Source organism: Colwellia sp. NW0002-52-1, from assembly GCF_057550865.1.
Genome location: NZ_BAAJLU010000010.1, coordinates 56777 through 74504, shown reverse-complemented (window position 1 = coordinate 74504; position 17728 = coordinate 56777). Strand labels below are relative to the sequence as shown.

Sequence of the window (17728 nt, the reverse complement as noted above, 5' to 3'; positions counted from 1 at the left end):
TTAACTAATGGAAGATAATTTCAGAAATACATTAATTATTATCAGTGCTATCGTAATAGCAGCCATTTTCATTCATGGTTATTGGACGATCAGAAAACAAAAGAACCCTTATAAATTAAAAGCTAAGGCAGAACCGATAGTGCCAGAAACCCGTGGTTTTGATGGCTCGGGCTTTGATCAAGACGGGGTTAGTAAACCAAAAGTTGTTGGTGCTAATACCTTAAAAAATGGTGCTTCAGTAAAATCTCACCAGCTTGAAGGGCGTGCTGACTTTCATAGCGATGAACCTATGCCTTTGGAGATACCTCCTCAAAGTTTTGAAGAGAAAACTCTTGTTCAGGCTGATAACTTTGGCGAATTGCTCAACGATACCGAGGCTGTGCCAGAGCACTTAAAGCAACAAGCCCTATCAGATGCGCCAAATTACGACGAAGATTTATTTCCCACAACAACGGATAGCCCACAAGAACATGAAGAAGTTATTGAAGAGGTTGTCGTTAAAAAACCGGTTTATTCTGAGCCGGTATATCAACAACCTGTTACCCAAGCAAAGCCAGAGGTATTGGTTAATAAACCCGTTGCTCGTAAACAGAATGTCCGTAAACCGGTTGTTAAGCGTAATCAGATGGAAATTAACTTTGAAGACGATACTGTAAAAGATATGCCGAGTATGTCGGCAACGAGTGAGAGTAAAAAAGCTACCCCTGCAGTGCAAGAGCCGCAAGTTATTGTACTTTCAGTGGTTATGCCAGAAGGGCGCACTATGTCAGGCGCAGCTTTATTACCTACATTACTAACTTTAGGGATGAAATACGGTGAAATGAACATTTTTCATCGTCATCAAGACAATGCTGGTAATGGTAAAGTTACCTTTAGCTTAGCGAATATGATGAATCCTGGAACCTTTAATTTAGACGATATAGAAAATTTTAGTACCCAAGGTATTACACTCTTTATGACCTTACCTAATCCTGGTGATGCGTTTGAAGTATTTGAGCAAATGTTAAATGCAGCAAAACAGTTAGCTGTAGAGTTTCGTGGCCAATTACTTGATCACAAACGTAGTGTAATGACTAAACAAACAGAGCAGCATTACATTGGTATAATTCGCGAATTTGAACGCAAAAGTCGTATAGGCTTACTGTAATATTAAGCTCGATAAACTTACCGTCAACAATGTGTAGAACTTTGAAACATGCATTGAAGGCGGTAAATTACTCACCTTCAAAGTAAAAAAAACTTATGTCAGAACAAACCGCTATTAATCGAATCGCCGAAATTTGTCAGTTAATCAATCACTATAATCATCAATATTACGTGCTTGATGAGCCCAGTGTGCCTGATGCAGAATATGATCGATTAATGCGAGAGTTAATCACTTTAGAAACACAACACCCTGCATTAAAAACAGTTGACTCACCTAGCCAAAAGGTTGGAGGCGCAGCGCTAAAATCATTTACTCAAGTAACTCATCAACTACCTATGTTGTCGTTAGATAATGTATTTTCTGAACAAGAGTGGTTGGCATTTGTTAAACGTTTAGGCGACCGATTAACCCGAAGCGGCGTTAAGTCAACAGTCGATTTCGCGATCTGTGCCGAGCCAAAGCTTGATGGTTTAGCAGTAAGTATACGCTATGAAAAAGGTGTTTTTGTGCAAGCGGCAACACGCGGTGATGGCATGGTTGGGGAAAATATTACCGAAAATGTTCGCACCATAAAATCGATTCCACTGCGTTTGCAAGGGCAGAGTTTCCCTGATGTTTTAGAAGTCCGTGGTGAAGTTTTTATGCCTAAAGCGAGCTTTGAAGCACTAAATAAACAAGCGATTAAAAAGGGCGATAAAGTATTTGCCAACCCAAGAAATGCTGCCGCAGGAAGTTTACGACAGTTAGATTCTAAAATTACTGCTAAGCGAAACCTAGCGTTTTATGCCTACGGTATTGGTTTTGTTGGCGCTATGCCTAAGACTGATGATTTAGCAGAAAATGCCGTGGCAAGTATTGATGAAAGCTGGCTAGCTAACTCTCATTTTCAGCGTTTATGCCAAATTAAAGCGTTGGGTATGCCGATGTGCCCTGAAGTTCGTTTATTGCAAAATGCCACTGAAGTAGAAGCTTTTTATCAAGACATTTTACAACAGCGCGAAAGCTTAAGTTATGAAATCGACGGTACCGTATTTAAAATAGATGATATTGCACTGCAAGAAAAACTAGGTTTTGTAGCGCGGGCACCACGTTGGGCTACCGCTTATAAATTTCCAGCGCAAGAAGAATTAACCATTCTCGAATCTGTCGATTTTCAAGTTGGCAGAACTGGCGCAATAACACCAGTTGCACGCTTAAAGCCAATATTTGTCGGCGGTGTTACGGTGAGTAATGCTACGTTACATAATCAAGATGAAATCGACCGCTTAGGTATTCAAATAAACGACACGGTAATTATTCGCAGAGCGGGTGATGTTATACCGCAAATTGTCAGTGTGGTTATTGAACGACGCCCTGAAAATGCAGCCGCTATTGTTTTTCCAAACGAATGCCCGGTATGTCAATCGGCAGTATTAAAAGCTGAAGGCGAAGCGGTATTACGTTGTACAGGCGGATTGTATTGTCAGGCACAACGCAAAGAAGCGATAAAACATTTCGCTTCACGTAAAGCTTTAGATGTTGATGGTTTAGGCGATAAATTGGTAGAGCAGTTAGTCGATGAAGGTTTAATTAAAACCCCAGCAGACCTATTTAAATTAACCGAACTTGATGTAAGTACCATGGAGCGCATGGGGCAAAAATCTGCGACTAATTTAATCAAAGGTCTAGAAGCCGCTAAAGCAACAACATTAGCAAAATTTATCTACGCATTAGGTATTAGAGAAGTGGGTGAAACTACGGCAGCAAACTTAGCGCAATACTTTTTAAATTTCGCAGCGATAAAATCTGCAAGCGCAGAGCAATTACAACAAGTGCCTGACGTTGGTGTAATAGTGGCAAAAAACATCGTTAGCTTTTTCGCTCAAGAACATAATGTGGAAGTAGTTGAAGAGCTTGAAAGTATTATGTCTTGGCCCGATATTGAACGTAAGAGTGATGATGAGTTACCGTTAAAAGATCAGACATTTGTGTTAACGGGTACCTTAAGTAAAATGGGCAGGAATGAGGCTAAAGCTGCTTTACAAGCCTTAGGTGCTAAGGTGTCGGGTAGCGTTTCTGCAAAAACACATTATTTAGTCGCAGGTGAAAAAGCAGGCTCTAAATTAGTAAAAGCGCAAGACCTTGGGGTGAGAGTGTTAACGGAAGATGAGATGATAGCGCTACTCGGCTAAACTAAGCTAAATTAAACAGTTAAGTGTTAAGTAATAAACTAGCCAAGGTGTTATATCGCTAACCGAATAAATGCATAAAGAAACAATATTATTGGCAAGGGTAATAAAACTGCAAATAGTATTGTTTCACACCATTCAATGGTTCGATAAAACTTAAACCAAGCAATATTTTCTTCTCGGGTTGATGGTAGTACCCCAAAGAAAAACATAAATGCCGCTACCACTAAGCTTTCAATGGCAATAAATAAAATTAGAATCGCAATCCAAACCAAAACACCCGGTGTTTTTAACTGAATTTGTGACTGTAAGCCAATAAATAATACAAAGAAAAAACAACTCCAAGCTAAAAGCTGCCATTTAAAGCGACCAAATGTAATAGCAATATAGTTAAAAAGTTCTGGACTGATAGAAGAAAGCATCAAATAAAAAACAGCTCCTGCTGGATATTTTTAAAGAAAGAAAACCAAAATTATCAACAAGCGAGATAAAACACATTGTCAAACGACAAATATCGTTTTGTAATATTGATAAACATTAACAAAATCTAGTATATCTATTAACGCGATGAAATGTCAGTGTTAGTATGAACCAGCGAGTAAAAATTTAGCTTTTGTTTAGTCGTTAAGGTAATTTTCGACATACGGGCGACCAATCTTAAAGTCGTAAATAACCTGAACTCTTGATAAGCAGCACTCATTATCCAGAGTTCAGGTTAAATATTAATTTGAATATTTAATCTTAACAGTATCATCTTAAACGCATCAATTTGAATGCATCATGAATCTAGGTAATTGAATGAACATTAATTTAAAACTTATCGGTATTTTTAGCCTCAGTGCTACGTTAACTGTTACAAGTATTGCAATAAATGCAGTTGAAGCTGTTAGCGTTCAACAAGGCAAAGCCGCTTTAACATCAACAGACAAAACATTGTTACATTCTGCTAAAGTTAACGATATCAAAGGTAAAGTTGAAAATATTAATTTAGAAGTGGTATCTAAACCAATGTCACCAATGGCAACAAAAGAAAAAAATACCCCTTTAGCTAGAGCATTAGCCCAGTCTGAAAACACAGCTGAACAAAGACCATTAAACGCAGATAAAACATTGAATTTAGAGATCAGTGAGCTTAAAGATAATAGTGGTTTAGTCTACTTAGGGGGCAAGGTTTCTGCAGCTGATCTCGACGCATATTTAGCGCAAATGAAAACAGATCTAGGCGAGTCGCAATTTAGCATTTTTCGCCAACATCAAGCTGCTCGTGATCACCAAACTTTTCATGTAACGCTAGTAAACCCTTATGAATATCAAACCATTGACAAAGAAAATTTTGAAATGCCAAATCAGTTTCGTGTTGTATTACATGGTTTAGGTAAGGTTGAAAATGAAGATAAAAAAGCATATTTCGTTGTCGCTTCTTCGCCAGATGGACAGTTTATTCGCCAAGGTTTATTGTTAAAAAATAAAGACTTTCATGTAACTTTAGGCTTTTATCCTGAAGATGTTTTTGGCGTAAGCAAAGGTCGAGACACGCTAATTAACAAATAAATTTCATTACTTTTAATTTATATAATTGTGATACATTTGTGATAACTCTGTGAAAATTTAGCAATGTTTTCTTTGCATACTGAATGTGAAATCATTTAGTCATCAAGGGAAACTTATGAAACTTATTAAAACCGCAGCAGCAATTGCATTAGCTTGCTCAAGCTCAGCGCTAATGGCGCAAACCATTCAAATTGAAATAACAAATCTAACTCATGCGCAACACTTTACACCACGTTTAGTCATAGCGCATGACAATTCAGTTGACGCTTTTGAACCCGGTGTTGAAGCGTCTTCAGCTTTAGCATGGTTGGCGGAAGCGGGTGTAATTGACGACGCTCAAAATCCTGATTCTTCAGGACAAAATTTTGAAGCGCTTTTAGGCCCTGTTGATACTGATAACACAAGCAACACTTGGCACCGATTTGGTGGTTTAGTACCGCCATCATCATCGCTAAGCTATCCATTTGACACCATGGATAAGCCTTACCTCTCTATCTTATCTATGTTGATCCCGACAAACGATGCTTTTGTTGGTTTAGATAGCGTAAAAATTCCAACAGAGCCAGGAACTTATACCTACATGCTCCATGCATATGATGCAGGCACAGAATTAAATGACGAATTAAACAGCATGCGTACTGATATTGTTGAGCAAGGTGGCACACCTCTTGGTGGTTACGGTGCGCCAGGTGTAGCCGGTGCCGGTGCATCTCCAGTGCCATTAGGTGTTGGCGGAACAGGTGTTGCAGTTAAAGTTGGTTTTGCACAAGACGGTACAGCCATTGGCGCAAATGAAGTGGTTGATGGCACTGATGGCCCAGTACATATTCATAGAAATGTTTTAGGCGACACTAGCCTTACTGACGGCGCTAGCGACTTAGTATCAACAGAGCATCGCTGGTTAAACCCAGTTGCGCGCGTAACCATTACCATCCCAGCATCTTAATTTAGGGAGTATAGATCATGAATATGAACAAATTAACGTTAGCTTTACTGCCTTTAGTTGCCGTTTTAGCTACAGGCTGTGGTGGCGATGATGGCGATAACGGCGCGACAGGCCCAGCAGGTAGTGCAGGTATAAATGGTACTAATGGCACTGACGGTGTTGATGGTACAAATGGTAGTGACGGCACTAATGGCAATCTTGCTGTTTTCACTGTGCAACTTACAAATTTAACTTATGCTCAGCCATTTTCACCTGCAGCAATTGTATTACATGAACCTGGCTTTAACACTTTTATCGATGGTGAAAGCGCCAGTTTAGGTTTAGAACAGTTGGCAGAAAGCGGTGACACATCTGGGATTATGTCTGAAGCTTTAGCTGCAACTCAATATTTAGATGCAGTGACTTCATCTGGTGCCACGCCACCAAAATCTATAGGTGGTGTATCAACACTTTTAGTGCCGCTTTTAGATGTTGACGATTTACGCCTTAGCTTAACCACTATGTTAGTTAACACGAATGACGCCTTTACCGGGTTAAATGCCGCTGACATCAGCAACATGGAAGTTGGTCAGTCAATGAGCTTTATGGCACCTAGTTGGGATGCTGGCACTGAGGCAAATACTGAAACCGCTGATACCATACCAGGGCCAGCAGCAGGTGCGGCAGGTGGTGGCGGTGCAAGTGCAGGCTTTAGTGCTGTGCGTGATGATCTTTTTGACCTTGTGCATTTTCATCAAGGCGTTGTTACAAACGAAAACGCAACTGATGCGAGTAAAGAAGGGTTAAGTAGCTCAATACTCACAGAAGCTGACCGCTGGGATAATCCTACAGCGCGTATAGTTGTAACACGAACGCGCTAAAAGCTAGCGGGATCTTATTAACATCTACTCATCGTTTTCAATGGTCACTTATTGATGCAATTGTGAGTAAACTAATTTATCTCGCTTTATTAGTTAAATGACGAAAGTATTTCTGCGCTTACATGTTCTTATAAACAGGGCGCAGAAATATATCGAATTTTCTATATGTAAGCTTAACGTTTTTACATGATATTAATATTCTTTTATTACCATTAAATAGATCTAACCTGTGCCAAGTTCTTATTAAAAATATAATAACGGAGCAGAACATGGATACAATTTTGGTGGTTGAAGACGAACAAGACATTGCGGATTTAATAACCTTAAATTTGCAAGAGATAGGCTTAACGGTTGAGCATTGCCTAACAGGTGAGCAAGCATTAGAGCAACTGGCAAAGAACGCCTACGATTTAGTCATGCTTGATGTAATGTTACCTGGCAAATCTGGTTTAGATATATGTCGACAACTTCGCGAACAAAAACCCGAGCAGGTAATTTTAATGGTAACTTCAAGAAACAGTGAAATTGATCGTGTACTTGGCCTTGAGCTAGGCGCTGACGATTATATGACTAAACCTTTTAGTGTTAGAGAGTTACAAGCAAGGGTGCGCAGTCAATTACGCCGAGTACATTTGTTATCCAAAATTAGCCAGCAACAAGCTGAAAAGCAATCACCAGAACAATACTTAACTTTAGGCACACTTAAAATAGATTGTATGTCGCATTTGGTCACACTCAACGGTAATAGTATTGAACTGACCTCAACTGAATTTGATTTACTTTTACATTTAGCTTCTCATCCTGATCAAGTGTTTTCTCGTGAACAGCTGCTAAGTTCAGTATGGGGATATCATCATAGTGGTTACGAGCATACGGTAAATTCTCATATCAATCGATTACGCAATAAAGTCGAAACTAATGCCACTAAGCCTGCCATTGTACAAACAGTTTGGGGTGTAGGATATAAGCTTTGTCGTCACGGTGTTGCGGCGTGAGACTATCACTTTACCACCGACTTTCGTTATCACTTTTAGTGGTTTTTATTGTCATTATTAGTGTCTTTTTTGTTTGGGCAGAACATTTAGAACAAAAAACACGCTATGAGTCAGAACAAAATTTACATCTTTCGCTAGCAGCTAATTTAGCCCGGGATAATCCTTTGTTACAAGAAGGGGTTTATGATCATCAAGCCTTAAAAAATCTTTTTCATACCCTAATGGTATTAGGACCTGCATTTGAATTTTATTTTGTTGATCCTACTGGCGTTATTTTAACGCACTCTATTACGCCATCATTAATCAAGCGCGACCGTATTGATTTAACCCCCTTAATTCAATTAACACAAAACCAAGTAAGTTTGCCAATTTACGGTGACGACCCTCAACATAAAACTCGTCAGAAAATATTTTCAGCAGCGCCTGTTTTCAGTGGTAGTGAGTTAATAGGCTACCTGTATGTCATTGTTACTGGCGAACGTTATGAGTCTGCGTATAACCGTGTCGACTCAGACCGACAAGCAGAGCTATCCATGGTAATGCTAGTAGGGGCTTTGGTATTTCTTTTCATCGTAATGTTAGGGATTTTTTATTACTTTACTCGGCCACTTCGTCGTCTTAACCATGATATGCAGTTATTAAAAAATGCAGGCTTTGATAAGTCAGCGTTAGCTTTAACACCATGGATGCCTAATAGCAGTAATGAAGTGCACCAGCTCGGTGTTGCTTTTGAGGAAATGGTTAATCAAATAAACGAGCAATTTAATCAATTACAACAAAGCGATGTTCGCAGAAGAGAGTTGCTAGCAGATATTTCTCATGATCTGCGAACGCCTTTGTCATCATTACAAGGCTATATCGAAATGATAGCCTATAAAGGTACAGCAATAACCGCACAAACCCGTGAGAAATACATTGATATCGTGCTTAAAAACACCCTGCAATTAAAGTTACTTATTGATCAAATTTTTGAACTAACTCATCTTGAAGGTGGGCAAGTTACTTTAAACTTTGAAACCTTTAATTTAGCCGAATTACTTTACGATATTATGGCCAAATTCAATTTGCAAACTCATGCTAAAAATATTGATATTTCAGTTGTGCCAACTAGTTCATATACTCAAGTACATAGTGATATTGCCAAGCTTGAACGCGTGATCAGTAATTTACTAGAAAACGCCATTCGTCACACCAGTAAAAATGGCAAAATTGTGTTGGCCATAGAAGAAATAAACGACACGCAATGCAAGCTCATTATTTCAGATAATGGCACAGGAATAAAAGCAGAAGAGCTATCGTATATTTTCGACACTCGTTATAGAGCCAGTAACGCTATACAAGATAAAAACAAGCATACCGGCTTGGGATTAGCCATCACTAAAAAGCTATTAGAGTTACTAAAATCAGACATCAAAGTAAAAAGTACTTTGGGTGAGGGCACAGAATTTTCGTTTAATTTAAAACGAGAGCCTGTCATAGGGCAAAGTAAGTAATGCATTAAGGCTGATGCAATAAAAATTAAAATTTTTAACTATCTGCTAGTTTTAAAATTCATATAATTTATAGATGGTATGAGAAATAACAGGCACAATAGTCAATTTTATCTTGCAGAACATCACACACCAGCAAACTATTACTTAATATCATAAAAGCTTATTTTTAATAAAAAATAGATATTTAACTTTTCATTCCTTAGAATAAGTCATTAAGATATTTATTTTAAAGTAAGTTCTTTTCAAGAGAGAACTTCTAGGGAATCAAATGAAAATTAAATTGGCAATATGTTTAGCGATAATGACTTTAACGGGTTGTACTAAGTCTTCAACAGGGCGATCACAGTTAATGATGATGTCTGCAGACGAACTGAACAAAATGGGCAGTGCGTCTTTTGAAGAAATGAAAAGCAAAGAAAAAATTAGTCAGTCTGTTGAAATTAATCGTTATGTACAATGTGTTGCTGATGCTATTACGGTAAACGTACCAAAGTCGGCCCATGATGGTGCATGGGAAGTGGTAGTGTTTGACTCTGAGCAAGTTAACGCTTTTGCCTTACCTGGTGGTAAAATTGGTGTTTATACGGGTATTTTAAAAGTTGCAGAAAACCAAGATCAACTAGGCGCTATTATTGGCCATGAAGTCGGCCATGTTATAGAGCAACACTCGAACGAGCGTTTATCATCAAGCCAAGTTAGCCAAATGGGCCTTTCAATTGTTAGTGTTGTGCTTGAAAGTCAAAACGTTGAAAGTCGTAACATGATGATGGCTGGTTTAGGTCTTGGTGTACAGTATGGCGTATTAATGCCGTATGGTCGTAGTCATGAAAGTGAAGCAGATATTGTTGGACAAGACTTAATGGCAAAGTCAGGTTTTGATCCAAAAGGTAGCATAAAGCTTTGGGAAAATATGGCGAAAAACTCAACGGGTGCGCCACCTGAATTTATGTCTACTCATCCTTCAAACGAAACCCGTATTAAACAGTTAACAGAGCATTTACCTAAATCATTACCTATTTTCAAAAAATCAACAGCGCCAAAATGTAATAGGCCTGCTATTTAGTATTATTTGTAAGTGGTTACATGAATAACAAAAGCCCGAATTATCGGGCTTTTGTTATTTGGGGGCAGTAAAGGGAATATTATTTTGCTAATTTGATTAATGAGCTGTTCATTCTTACTCATCAGAAAGCAGCTCAATTAATCAAAAGGTTATTACTTTTTAGTAATTCGCCAAAAAGCAAAGCAAGCGACAAAAAACAAAATCATCGGGTAATAGGCATTTGCCACTACTTCTACAGGGGATATTTTTAACGTCGCGCCAAGTAATAAGGCTTGTGCGCCATAAGGAAGTAACCCTTGGTTTATACAAGCAAAAATATCTAATAAACTGGCGGAGTGAGCAGGGCTAAGCTCGCCATCTTTTGCTAAGTTTTTTGCGGTGTCACCGGTAATAATAATCGAAACCGTATTATTCGCGGTGAAAAAATTACAACAAAATGCTAAAGCACCAATACCAATACCTGAAGCACGCTTTTTATTATTTGGACTAACCTTATTTGTTAAGCGTTCAATACTTGATGTAAGAGCACTTAAGCCACCTTGTCGCTTAATTAGTTCACTTAAACCGCCAATGAATAATGACAAGATAAAGATATCTTGCATGCTGGCAAAGCCTTTATTGATATCACTCACCCAAGCTGCTAATTGGTAATCATTATTAAACATGCCAATAACCGCCGCTAAAACAATACCTATAATCAGCACCATAAATACATTCATGCCTGATAGCGCTAGGGCTAAAATAACGATATAAGGTAAGAAACCTAAAATATCGAGTTCTTGGCTAGCTTCGTGGTTAATTGTAACGCCATTAGCTGCAAGTATTGCTAAACAAATAAGTGCCGCGGGAACAGCAAATTTAAAGTTTACCTTAAATTTATCTTTCATTTGTGCGCCCTGACTGCGAGTCGAGGCTATTGTAGTGTCAGAAATTATAGATAAGTTATCACCAAAAATAGCACCTGATATTATACAGCCAGCAATCAAGCTAGCATCAACATCGGCAGACTCAACAAACCCTAAAGCAATTGGTGCAATCGCTGCAATTGTCCCCATAGAGGTTCCCATCGCCGTAGCTAAAAATGCCGAAACTAAAAATAAGCCTGGTAATAGAAAGTAGTCAGGAAATACCGACAAGCCTAATTGCACGCTCGCATCAACACTGCCTGTGGCTTTAGCAACAGATGCAAAAGCGCCAGCGAGCAGGTAAATAATACACATGGTGATAATGTTTTGATGGCCAGCACCAGCGATAAACTGGTTTATTTTCTCGTTTACCGTTTCTTTACCCATGTAAATAGCAAGTAAAATGGCTGGAATAATGGCGATACTTGCGGGAAGTTGGTAAAAGGCAAACTCTGCGCCTTGTAGTGAAAGTACGATACCAGTACCTAAAAATATTGCCAAAAAAACGCCAAAAGGAAGTAGGCTTTTTAAACTTTGTGGCGAACTAGTTTCTTTTAATCGATTGGAAGTCGATGTTGGTAAATTATTATCGGTCATTAATCTGGTCTTTTTCGTTATTATTTTTAGTCAAAGTAAACAATAACTTTTTCTCAAGAAATGTCTATGTTGGATTGTATTATATGGTGTTTAAAGTCTGTGTCAATCTAGACGTCTAGAAGTTTAAATCGAGTGGTGTTATTAATTATTAAACTTTGCTTAACTAGAGGCAATTTAGGCAGAATTTATTACTATAGGCAGATTAAGATTAAAAAATCATCTGATAAATATAAGATAATTGATGCTAATTTTATCGGCGTGTTTGAATATGTAACGTAAAAAATTAAGTATTATTTTACAACCTAGAAATAATGTTAGCTAATTCGTGTTACCAACATACTCGCCACATATTTTATTAAGATACAAATTAAACCAAGAAATTTACTATATTAATTTGCTATATTGTTATTACCAATATCTATAGTTGACGGCCATTTAATAGCTAGATTTTATCTGTGATATTTATGGCTTTATTTCATTTTATTCAACCTCATTGCATTTTAGTTACTGTATCTATTGATTAAAGTTTTTCTGTTTTTATCGGGGGAAGTTAATTATTTTTTGTTGAGGAATTAGAGTAACAAAAAAATATTTTTGTATTACCAAGTTGTTAGTGATTGAAATGGTTTTTGGTAATATAGATTTGTAATGTAGGATTGTAATGCAAATGTAACCAATGTATAAATGTTATCTTGATTGAAAATTTGTCTATTTTGAGTAATACCGCTTTATCAACTAATGGTGATAGTACTTACAGAGTTAATTTGGAATTAACCTAATTTAATTCTCGTAAATAAAGAATCAAATCTACAATAGTTATACAATAGAAGCGCTAAAATACATACAATGGATATAAAGCATAATGTCAACTAACGGAGTTAATAACATGACATCAATAAAAAACAATATTGCCCCAGGTGTAATTACCGGCGATGAAGTTCAGCAGCTTTTTGCTTATGCAAAAACTAATGCTTTTGCTTTACCAGCAGTAAATGTAACTGGCAGTAATACGATTAATGCTGTGTTAGAAACCGCTAGCGAAATTAACTCTCCAGCTATTATTCAATTTTCCGGTAGTGGTGCGGCTTTTTATGCTGGTAAAGGCTTAAACAACGATAACTTACGTGCTTCTATTGCGGGTGCGGTTGCGGGTGCTAAGCATGTACATGATTTAGCTCCTGTTTATGGTGCTCGAGTAATGACCCACACCGATCACGCGGCAAGAAAGTGGCTACCTTGGATAGATGGTTTGCTTGATGCCGGCGAAGCTTATTTTAAACAGCACGGTAAACCCCTGTTTTCATCGCACATGATTGATTTATCTGAAGAGCCGCTCGAAGAAAACATAGAAACCTGTAAACGCTACCTTGAGCGCATGAACCGTATGGGCATGACTTTAGAAATTGAACTCGGTATTACTGGCGGTGAAGAAGACGGTGTAGATCATTCTGATGTAGATAGTTCACGTTTATATACCCAACCTGAAGAAGTCGCTTACGCTTACCAAGAACTTGGGCAGGTAAGTAACCGCTTTACTGTGGCGGCAGCTTTTGGCAACGTTCATGGTGTTTATAGCCCAGGAAACGTTGAATTACGTCCAACAATTTTAAAAGATTCACAACAGTATATTCAGCAAAAATTTGCCACAGCAGAGCAACCGGTAGATTTTGTTTTTCATGGCGGCTCAGGCTCTAGTGCTGAAGATATTAAAGAAGCGATAGGTTACGGAGTAATAAAAATGAATGTCGACACTGATTTACAGTGGGCGTTTTGGAATGGCGTAAGAGAGTACTCAGAGCAAAAACACGCTTTTTTACAAAGCCAAATTGGTAACCCTGATGGTGAACATAAGCCTAACAAAGGCAATTATGACCCAAGAGTTTGGCTTAGACATGCCGAACAATCTTTTAAAGAACGATTAACGTTGATCTGTAAAGACTTAAATAATATCAACTCATTAGGTTAAGTTAGTAGCAGTTTTAGCAAGTTTTAATCCGTACATTAAGTTATAAATAGCAAATTAAGATGGTATTTTAAAGTGAATAAAGAAATAGAGCTGGAATTACTCGCTGAAGAATATCCTTCAATTACTGCTGTCAGTAATGCGATTAAAGCACTTGAAAACGAACTGGAATTACCCAAAGGCACAGAACATTTTGTTTCTGATTTACATGGTGAATTTGAATCATTTTCTCATGTCATTAAAAATGGCTCTGGTTCAATCGCCGAGGTAATTAAGCAATTATTCAGCAAGCAATTAACTGCACTTGAACAACATCAGCTAACGGCATTGATATGTTATCCAGAGCAAGTGCTTTCGTTTAAAGGCGACGCTATAAACCAAGAGGCACTTTGCTCAGCTCAGTCACTTTTGAACTTGGTTAGTATTTGTCGCAGCTATAGCCATGGTTATACTCGCGCCAAAGTTCAATCATTAATATCAAGTGCTTTTAAACCAGAAATTGAAACGTTATTATTTCATACTAAAGCTGATTCTGCTCCAGCTGATTCTACTATAGAAAGCCCTCCTAAGGCGTTGAACCCGCTTAACCAAGATATCATCGATAGTGTGATAGCTTCAGGCCAAACTAAAAATTTTATTGTTGCTCTTGCTGAATTAATTCAGCAATTGGCGATTTCAAAACTTCATGTTATTGGTGATATTTACGACCGCGGACCCGGCGCTCATCATATTATGGATTTGCTCATGCAATACCACAGTGTTGATGTACAGTGGGGTAATCATGACATTCTATGGATGGGGGCAGCTGCAGGTAGTGAAGCCTGTATGGCCACCGCAATTCGTATTGCATTGCGCTATACCGACCTTGAAACCATTCAAAGTGGTTATGGCATTAATTTGCTGCCGCTTGCAGCCCTTGCTGTAGAGCTTTATGGCGATGACCCTTGTGAAAGGTTTCAGCCTAAAGTGCCAGCTGATCAATCAATATCGGATCATGAGCGTCGTTTACTAGCACAAATGCAAAAAGCGATAGCAATAATTCAGTTAAAACTTGAAGGGCAAATTGTTAAAAGACGGCCACAATATCAAATGCAAGATCGTTTGTTACTCGACAAAATAGATCTCCAGGCCGGAACAATAAATATCGACAATATTACTTACCCGTTAATTGAGCATCACTTTCCTACCATTTCAGCTCAAGCACCCTATAGCCTTACTGAAGCTGAGCAAGAGCTTGTTGAGCAGCTTAAAGAGCAATTTTTTCAGAGTAAAAAATTACAACAGCATATACGTTTTCTTTATAGCCATGGTGCTATGTATCATGTCAGTAATAACAACTTATTATTGCATGGTTGTGTGGCAATGAATGAGGATGGTTCGTTTAAATCATTTAAAGTTGCAGGAGAAGAATACGCCGGTAAAGCTTTTGTTGACAGAGTAGATACCTTGGCAAGGCAAGGCTATTTTTCACCGCCAGGTTCGGCTGAAAAAGCTTACGGTGAAGATGCGATGTGGTATTTGTGGTGTGGAGAACAATCGCCATTATTTGGTAAGCAGAGAATGGCGACATTTGAGCGTTATTTTATCGCCGATAAATCGACACATTCAGAAGGGCGCAATGCCTACTATGATATGCGCAACACCCCAGTTTTAGCGGAAAAAATATTACTCGAGTTTGGTATTTCTTCAGAGAGTGGTCGACTTGTTAACGGGCATGTTCCGGTTAAGGTTAAAAAAGGCGAAAGCCCAATTAAAGCTGAAGGTAAACTACTTGTTATTGATGGCGGCTTTGCAAAAGCTTATCGTGACACAACCGGAATTTCTGGCTACACATTAATTTCTGATGCTAAAGAGCTGTCACTTGTTGCACATAAACCTTTTCTGTCAATTGATTCATATATTCAGCGTGGCCCACAGGTTGATTTTGACATTGAATGTATTGCAACGCATAAAATTGCGTTAAAAGTGCGTGATTGTGATGAAGCTCTTTCGATTAACAATAAAATTGCAACATTAAAGCAATTACATAAAGCCTATCAAGATAAACAACTTAAACCACATTAGCGATCGTACTTTATGTGTACTATAGATATTACTGCTATTAACTTTAATAAGCTAAGCTAATACTTAACTATTCATTTAACTGGCCGTAATACTTTTGTGACAGTTTGATGACATTCTTAATAGACAAAAACCGTACACAATACTAGTCTATTATAGTTACTTTAAATATTGAGAGCTTATCATTCGTTTTATACTGCTTTTTCTTTGCTTTTTTAGTCTTTGTGCTAATAGTAAACCTCTTGAATTGTCTACTGTTCCCGATAAATTATTCATTAATCAACAGTTAGCTATTCTTCAAGAGAGTAATGAGCGCTTGTCATTAAAAGACGCATTAAACCAATATAAGATAGGGAACTTTACTGAAAACAGTGATGGTAAGGTTAGTTTTGGCTTTACTAACGACGTAATTTGGGCATCGTTGTTAATTCAAAACTCGTCCATTAAAGCAATCGAAAAAGTATTATATTTGGACTCTGCATGGTTAGATCACGCAGACTTTTACTTTATCCATGAAAATGAAATTAGAGAAAGCGTTTTTCTTGGTGATACGCTACCGTTTAATGCAAGAATTAATAAAACACGCATGTTGTCTTTACAACACCGCTTTAAAACGGGCACAACTCAAGTGTTGATGCGCTTTAAATCAAAAGACCCGTTACTCATCCCCCTTTACTTATCTTCTACAGAAACAATACAAAGCGATTTAAATCTTTCAAGCTACTTTTATGGCTTTTTGTATGGTGCTTTTTTTATTTTATTGGTTTATAACGTTTTACTTTCTGTCAGTTTGAAAGACAGGAGTTATTTATTCTATTCTTTATATTTATTGTCTTTTTTGAGTTTAAATGTTGCCTATACCGGCCACGGTTTCAAGTTTATATGGCCTGATAGTGTGATTTTTCAGAAGTGGGCGATGATCGTTTTTTTACATTGTTATAATCTTTTTGGGATTGCTTTTTGTTTCGAGTTTCTTAAGTTAAAGGTGTATTTACCCAAAGTAAATAAGTTGAAAAATGTAGTATATGCAGGCTTAGTCGTTTCATCACTGTCTTTGTTTGTTAATGGTGATCCATTATTGGCAGTTAAATTTGGTGTGGCACTTACATCATTATTAATCATTATTTTTATTTCTCTTGGTTTTCTAGCCTTAAAGAATGGCCATGAAATGGTCAAGTTTTTTATCCCTGCTGCATTTATGGGCGTTGGTGGTGCGGCTATTTCTGCGGCAATAACGCAGGGGAACTTACCTTATAACACCTTATTATTTCATAGTATTGAGATAGGCATGCTCATTGAAATGTATATTTTGGCACTAGCTTTAGCCTTCAATTTAAAAACAATGGATAAAGCTCGAATTATTGCCGAAGTTAATGCTCAAGTGGACTACTTAACACAATTATATAATCGCCGTGCATTTACTAACATAGCTTCGTCACAATGGCATTTAGGAATTAGACAAAAGAAAATATCTGCTTTGATATTGTTAGATATCGATTGGTTTAAAAAAGTAAATGATGACCATGGGCATGCGGCCGGTGATGCTGTACTTAAGGCAATTGCACAGACGTTAAAAAAGCAAATTAGAAAAAGTGATGTTTTAGCCCGCTGGGGAGGCGAAGAGTTTATTATCTATTTGCCTAATACCAGCAAGTATGAAGCCATGCTTCTTGCAGAGGTTATTCGGAAAAAAATAGAAAAAATGATCATTATTATTGAAACGAAACCTTTAACTGTTTCAGCAAGCTTTGGTGTAGCTGAATACAGTATTGAAACTTATAAATTTGAAGATTTAATAAAGCTTGCCGATATTGCCTTGTATAAGGCAAAAAATAGTGGTCGAAACAAGGTTTGCGAAATACAAGAAAAAAACGACTCGAATGCAAAGCAAGATAAAAGTAACGTTCATTCTTTACGTTAAAGCCATTCTTAATCGAAGAATGTAAATAGTAAGTTAGTAAGCGTCATTGCAGTATAAA

The 17728-nt window shown here is 37.6% G+C and carries 13 protein-coding genes; 11 read left to right on the top strand and 2 right to left on the bottom strand.

The window, feature by feature from the left end; translation table 11 throughout:
* Positions 1 to 7: 7 nt before the first annotated feature.
* Positions 8 to 1147, top strand: a complete 1140-nt coding sequence (gene zipA / locus AC27H3_RS11410; protein WP_487106312.1) for a cell division protein ZipA — start codon at positions 8 to 10, stop codon at positions 1145 to 1147.
* Positions 1148 to 1242: 95 nt separating this feature from the next.
* Positions 1243 to 3318, top strand: a complete 2076-nt coding sequence (gene ligA / locus AC27H3_RS11405) for an NAD-dependent DNA ligase LigA (RefSeq protein WP_487106310.1) — start codon at positions 1243 to 1245, stop codon at positions 3316 to 3318.
* Positions 3319 to 3368: 50 nt separating this feature from the next.
* Here ligA and AC27H3_RS11400 read toward each other — a convergent pair whose 3' ends face one another.
* Positions 3369 to 3737 (bottom strand): hypothetical protein, encoded by a 369-nt coding sequence (locus tag AC27H3_RS11400; protein ID WP_487106308.1) that lies wholly within the window; start codon positions 3735 to 3737, stop codon positions 3369 to 3371.
* A 376-nt stretch (positions 3738 to 4113) separates the two neighbouring features.
* Between AC27H3_RS11400 and AC27H3_RS11395 the strand changes: the two genes are divergently transcribed.
* The 6 genes from AC27H3_RS11395 to AC27H3_RS11370 all read left to right on the top strand — a co-directional run bounded on the left by AC27H3_RS11395 (position 4114) and on the right by AC27H3_RS11370 (position 10223).
* Positions 4114 to 4866, top strand: coding sequence for a hypothetical protein (locus tag AC27H3_RS11395; RefSeq protein WP_487106306.1), 753 nt, complete (start codon positions 4114 to 4116; stop codon positions 4864 to 4866).
* 115 nt (positions 4867 to 4981) lie between these two features.
* The gene (locus tag AC27H3_RS11390) at positions 4982 to 5812 is read left to right on the top strand and encodes a spondin domain-containing protein (RefSeq protein ID WP_487106304.1); all 831 of its coding nucleotides are present in this window, start codon (positions 4982 to 4984) and stop codon (positions 5810 to 5812) included.
* Between the two features lie 17 nt (positions 5813 to 5829).
* Positions 5830 to 6672 (top strand): spondin domain-containing protein, encoded by an 843-nt coding sequence (locus tag AC27H3_RS11385; RefSeq protein WP_487106302.1) that lies wholly within the window; start codon positions 5830 to 5832, stop codon positions 6670 to 6672.
* Positions 6673 to 6941: 269 nt separating this feature from the next.
* A complete protein-coding gene (locus AC27H3_RS11380) occupies positions 6942 to 7667 on the top strand; it encodes a response regulator (RefSeq protein WP_487106300.1) in 726 nt (241 codons plus the stop codon).
* Positions 7664 to 9160, top strand: coding sequence for a sensor histidine kinase (locus AC27H3_RS11375; protein ID WP_487106298.1), 1497 nt, complete (start codon positions 7664 to 7666; stop codon positions 9158 to 9160). The genes AC27H3_RS11380 and AC27H3_RS11375 overlap by 4 nt, the downstream gene beginning before the upstream one ends.
* 268 nt (positions 9161 to 9428) lie before the next feature.
* A complete protein-coding gene (locus AC27H3_RS11370) occupies positions 9429 to 10223 on the top strand; it encodes a M48 family metallopeptidase (protein ID WP_487106296.1) in 795 nt (264 codons plus the stop codon).
* 152 nt (positions 10224 to 10375) lie between these two features.
* Here the strand turns inward: AC27H3_RS11370 and AC27H3_RS11365 are convergent, their stop codons facing one another.
* On the bottom strand, positions 10376 to 11725 hold the full coding sequence (locus tag AC27H3_RS11365) for a Na+/H+ antiporter NhaC family protein (protein ID WP_487106294.1): 1350 nt from the start codon (positions 11723 to 11725) through the stop codon (positions 10376 to 10378).
* Positions 11726 to 12611: 886 nt separating this feature from the next.
* Between AC27H3_RS11365 and fbaA the strand changes: the two genes are divergently transcribed.
* The 3 genes from fbaA (at position 12612) to AC27H3_RS11350 (ending at position 17670) form a co-directional block, all read left to right on the top strand.
* On the top strand, positions 12612 to 13691 hold the full coding sequence (fbaA, locus tag AC27H3_RS11360; RefSeq protein WP_487106293.1) for a class II fructose-bisphosphate aldolase: 1080 nt from the start codon (positions 12612 to 12614) through the stop codon (positions 13689 to 13691).
* Between the two features lie 72 nt (positions 13692 to 13763).
* A complete protein-coding gene (locus AC27H3_RS11355) occupies positions 13764 to 15752 on the top strand; it encodes a fructose-1,6-bisphosphatase (protein ID WP_487106291.1) in 1989 nt (662 codons plus the stop codon).
* 244 nt (positions 15753 to 15996) lie between these two features.
* Positions 15997 to 17670, top strand: coding sequence for a diguanylate cyclase (locus tag AC27H3_RS11350; protein WP_487106289.1), 1674 nt, complete (start codon positions 15997 to 15999; stop codon positions 17668 to 17670).
* Positions 17671 to 17728: the final 58 nt, after the last annotated feature.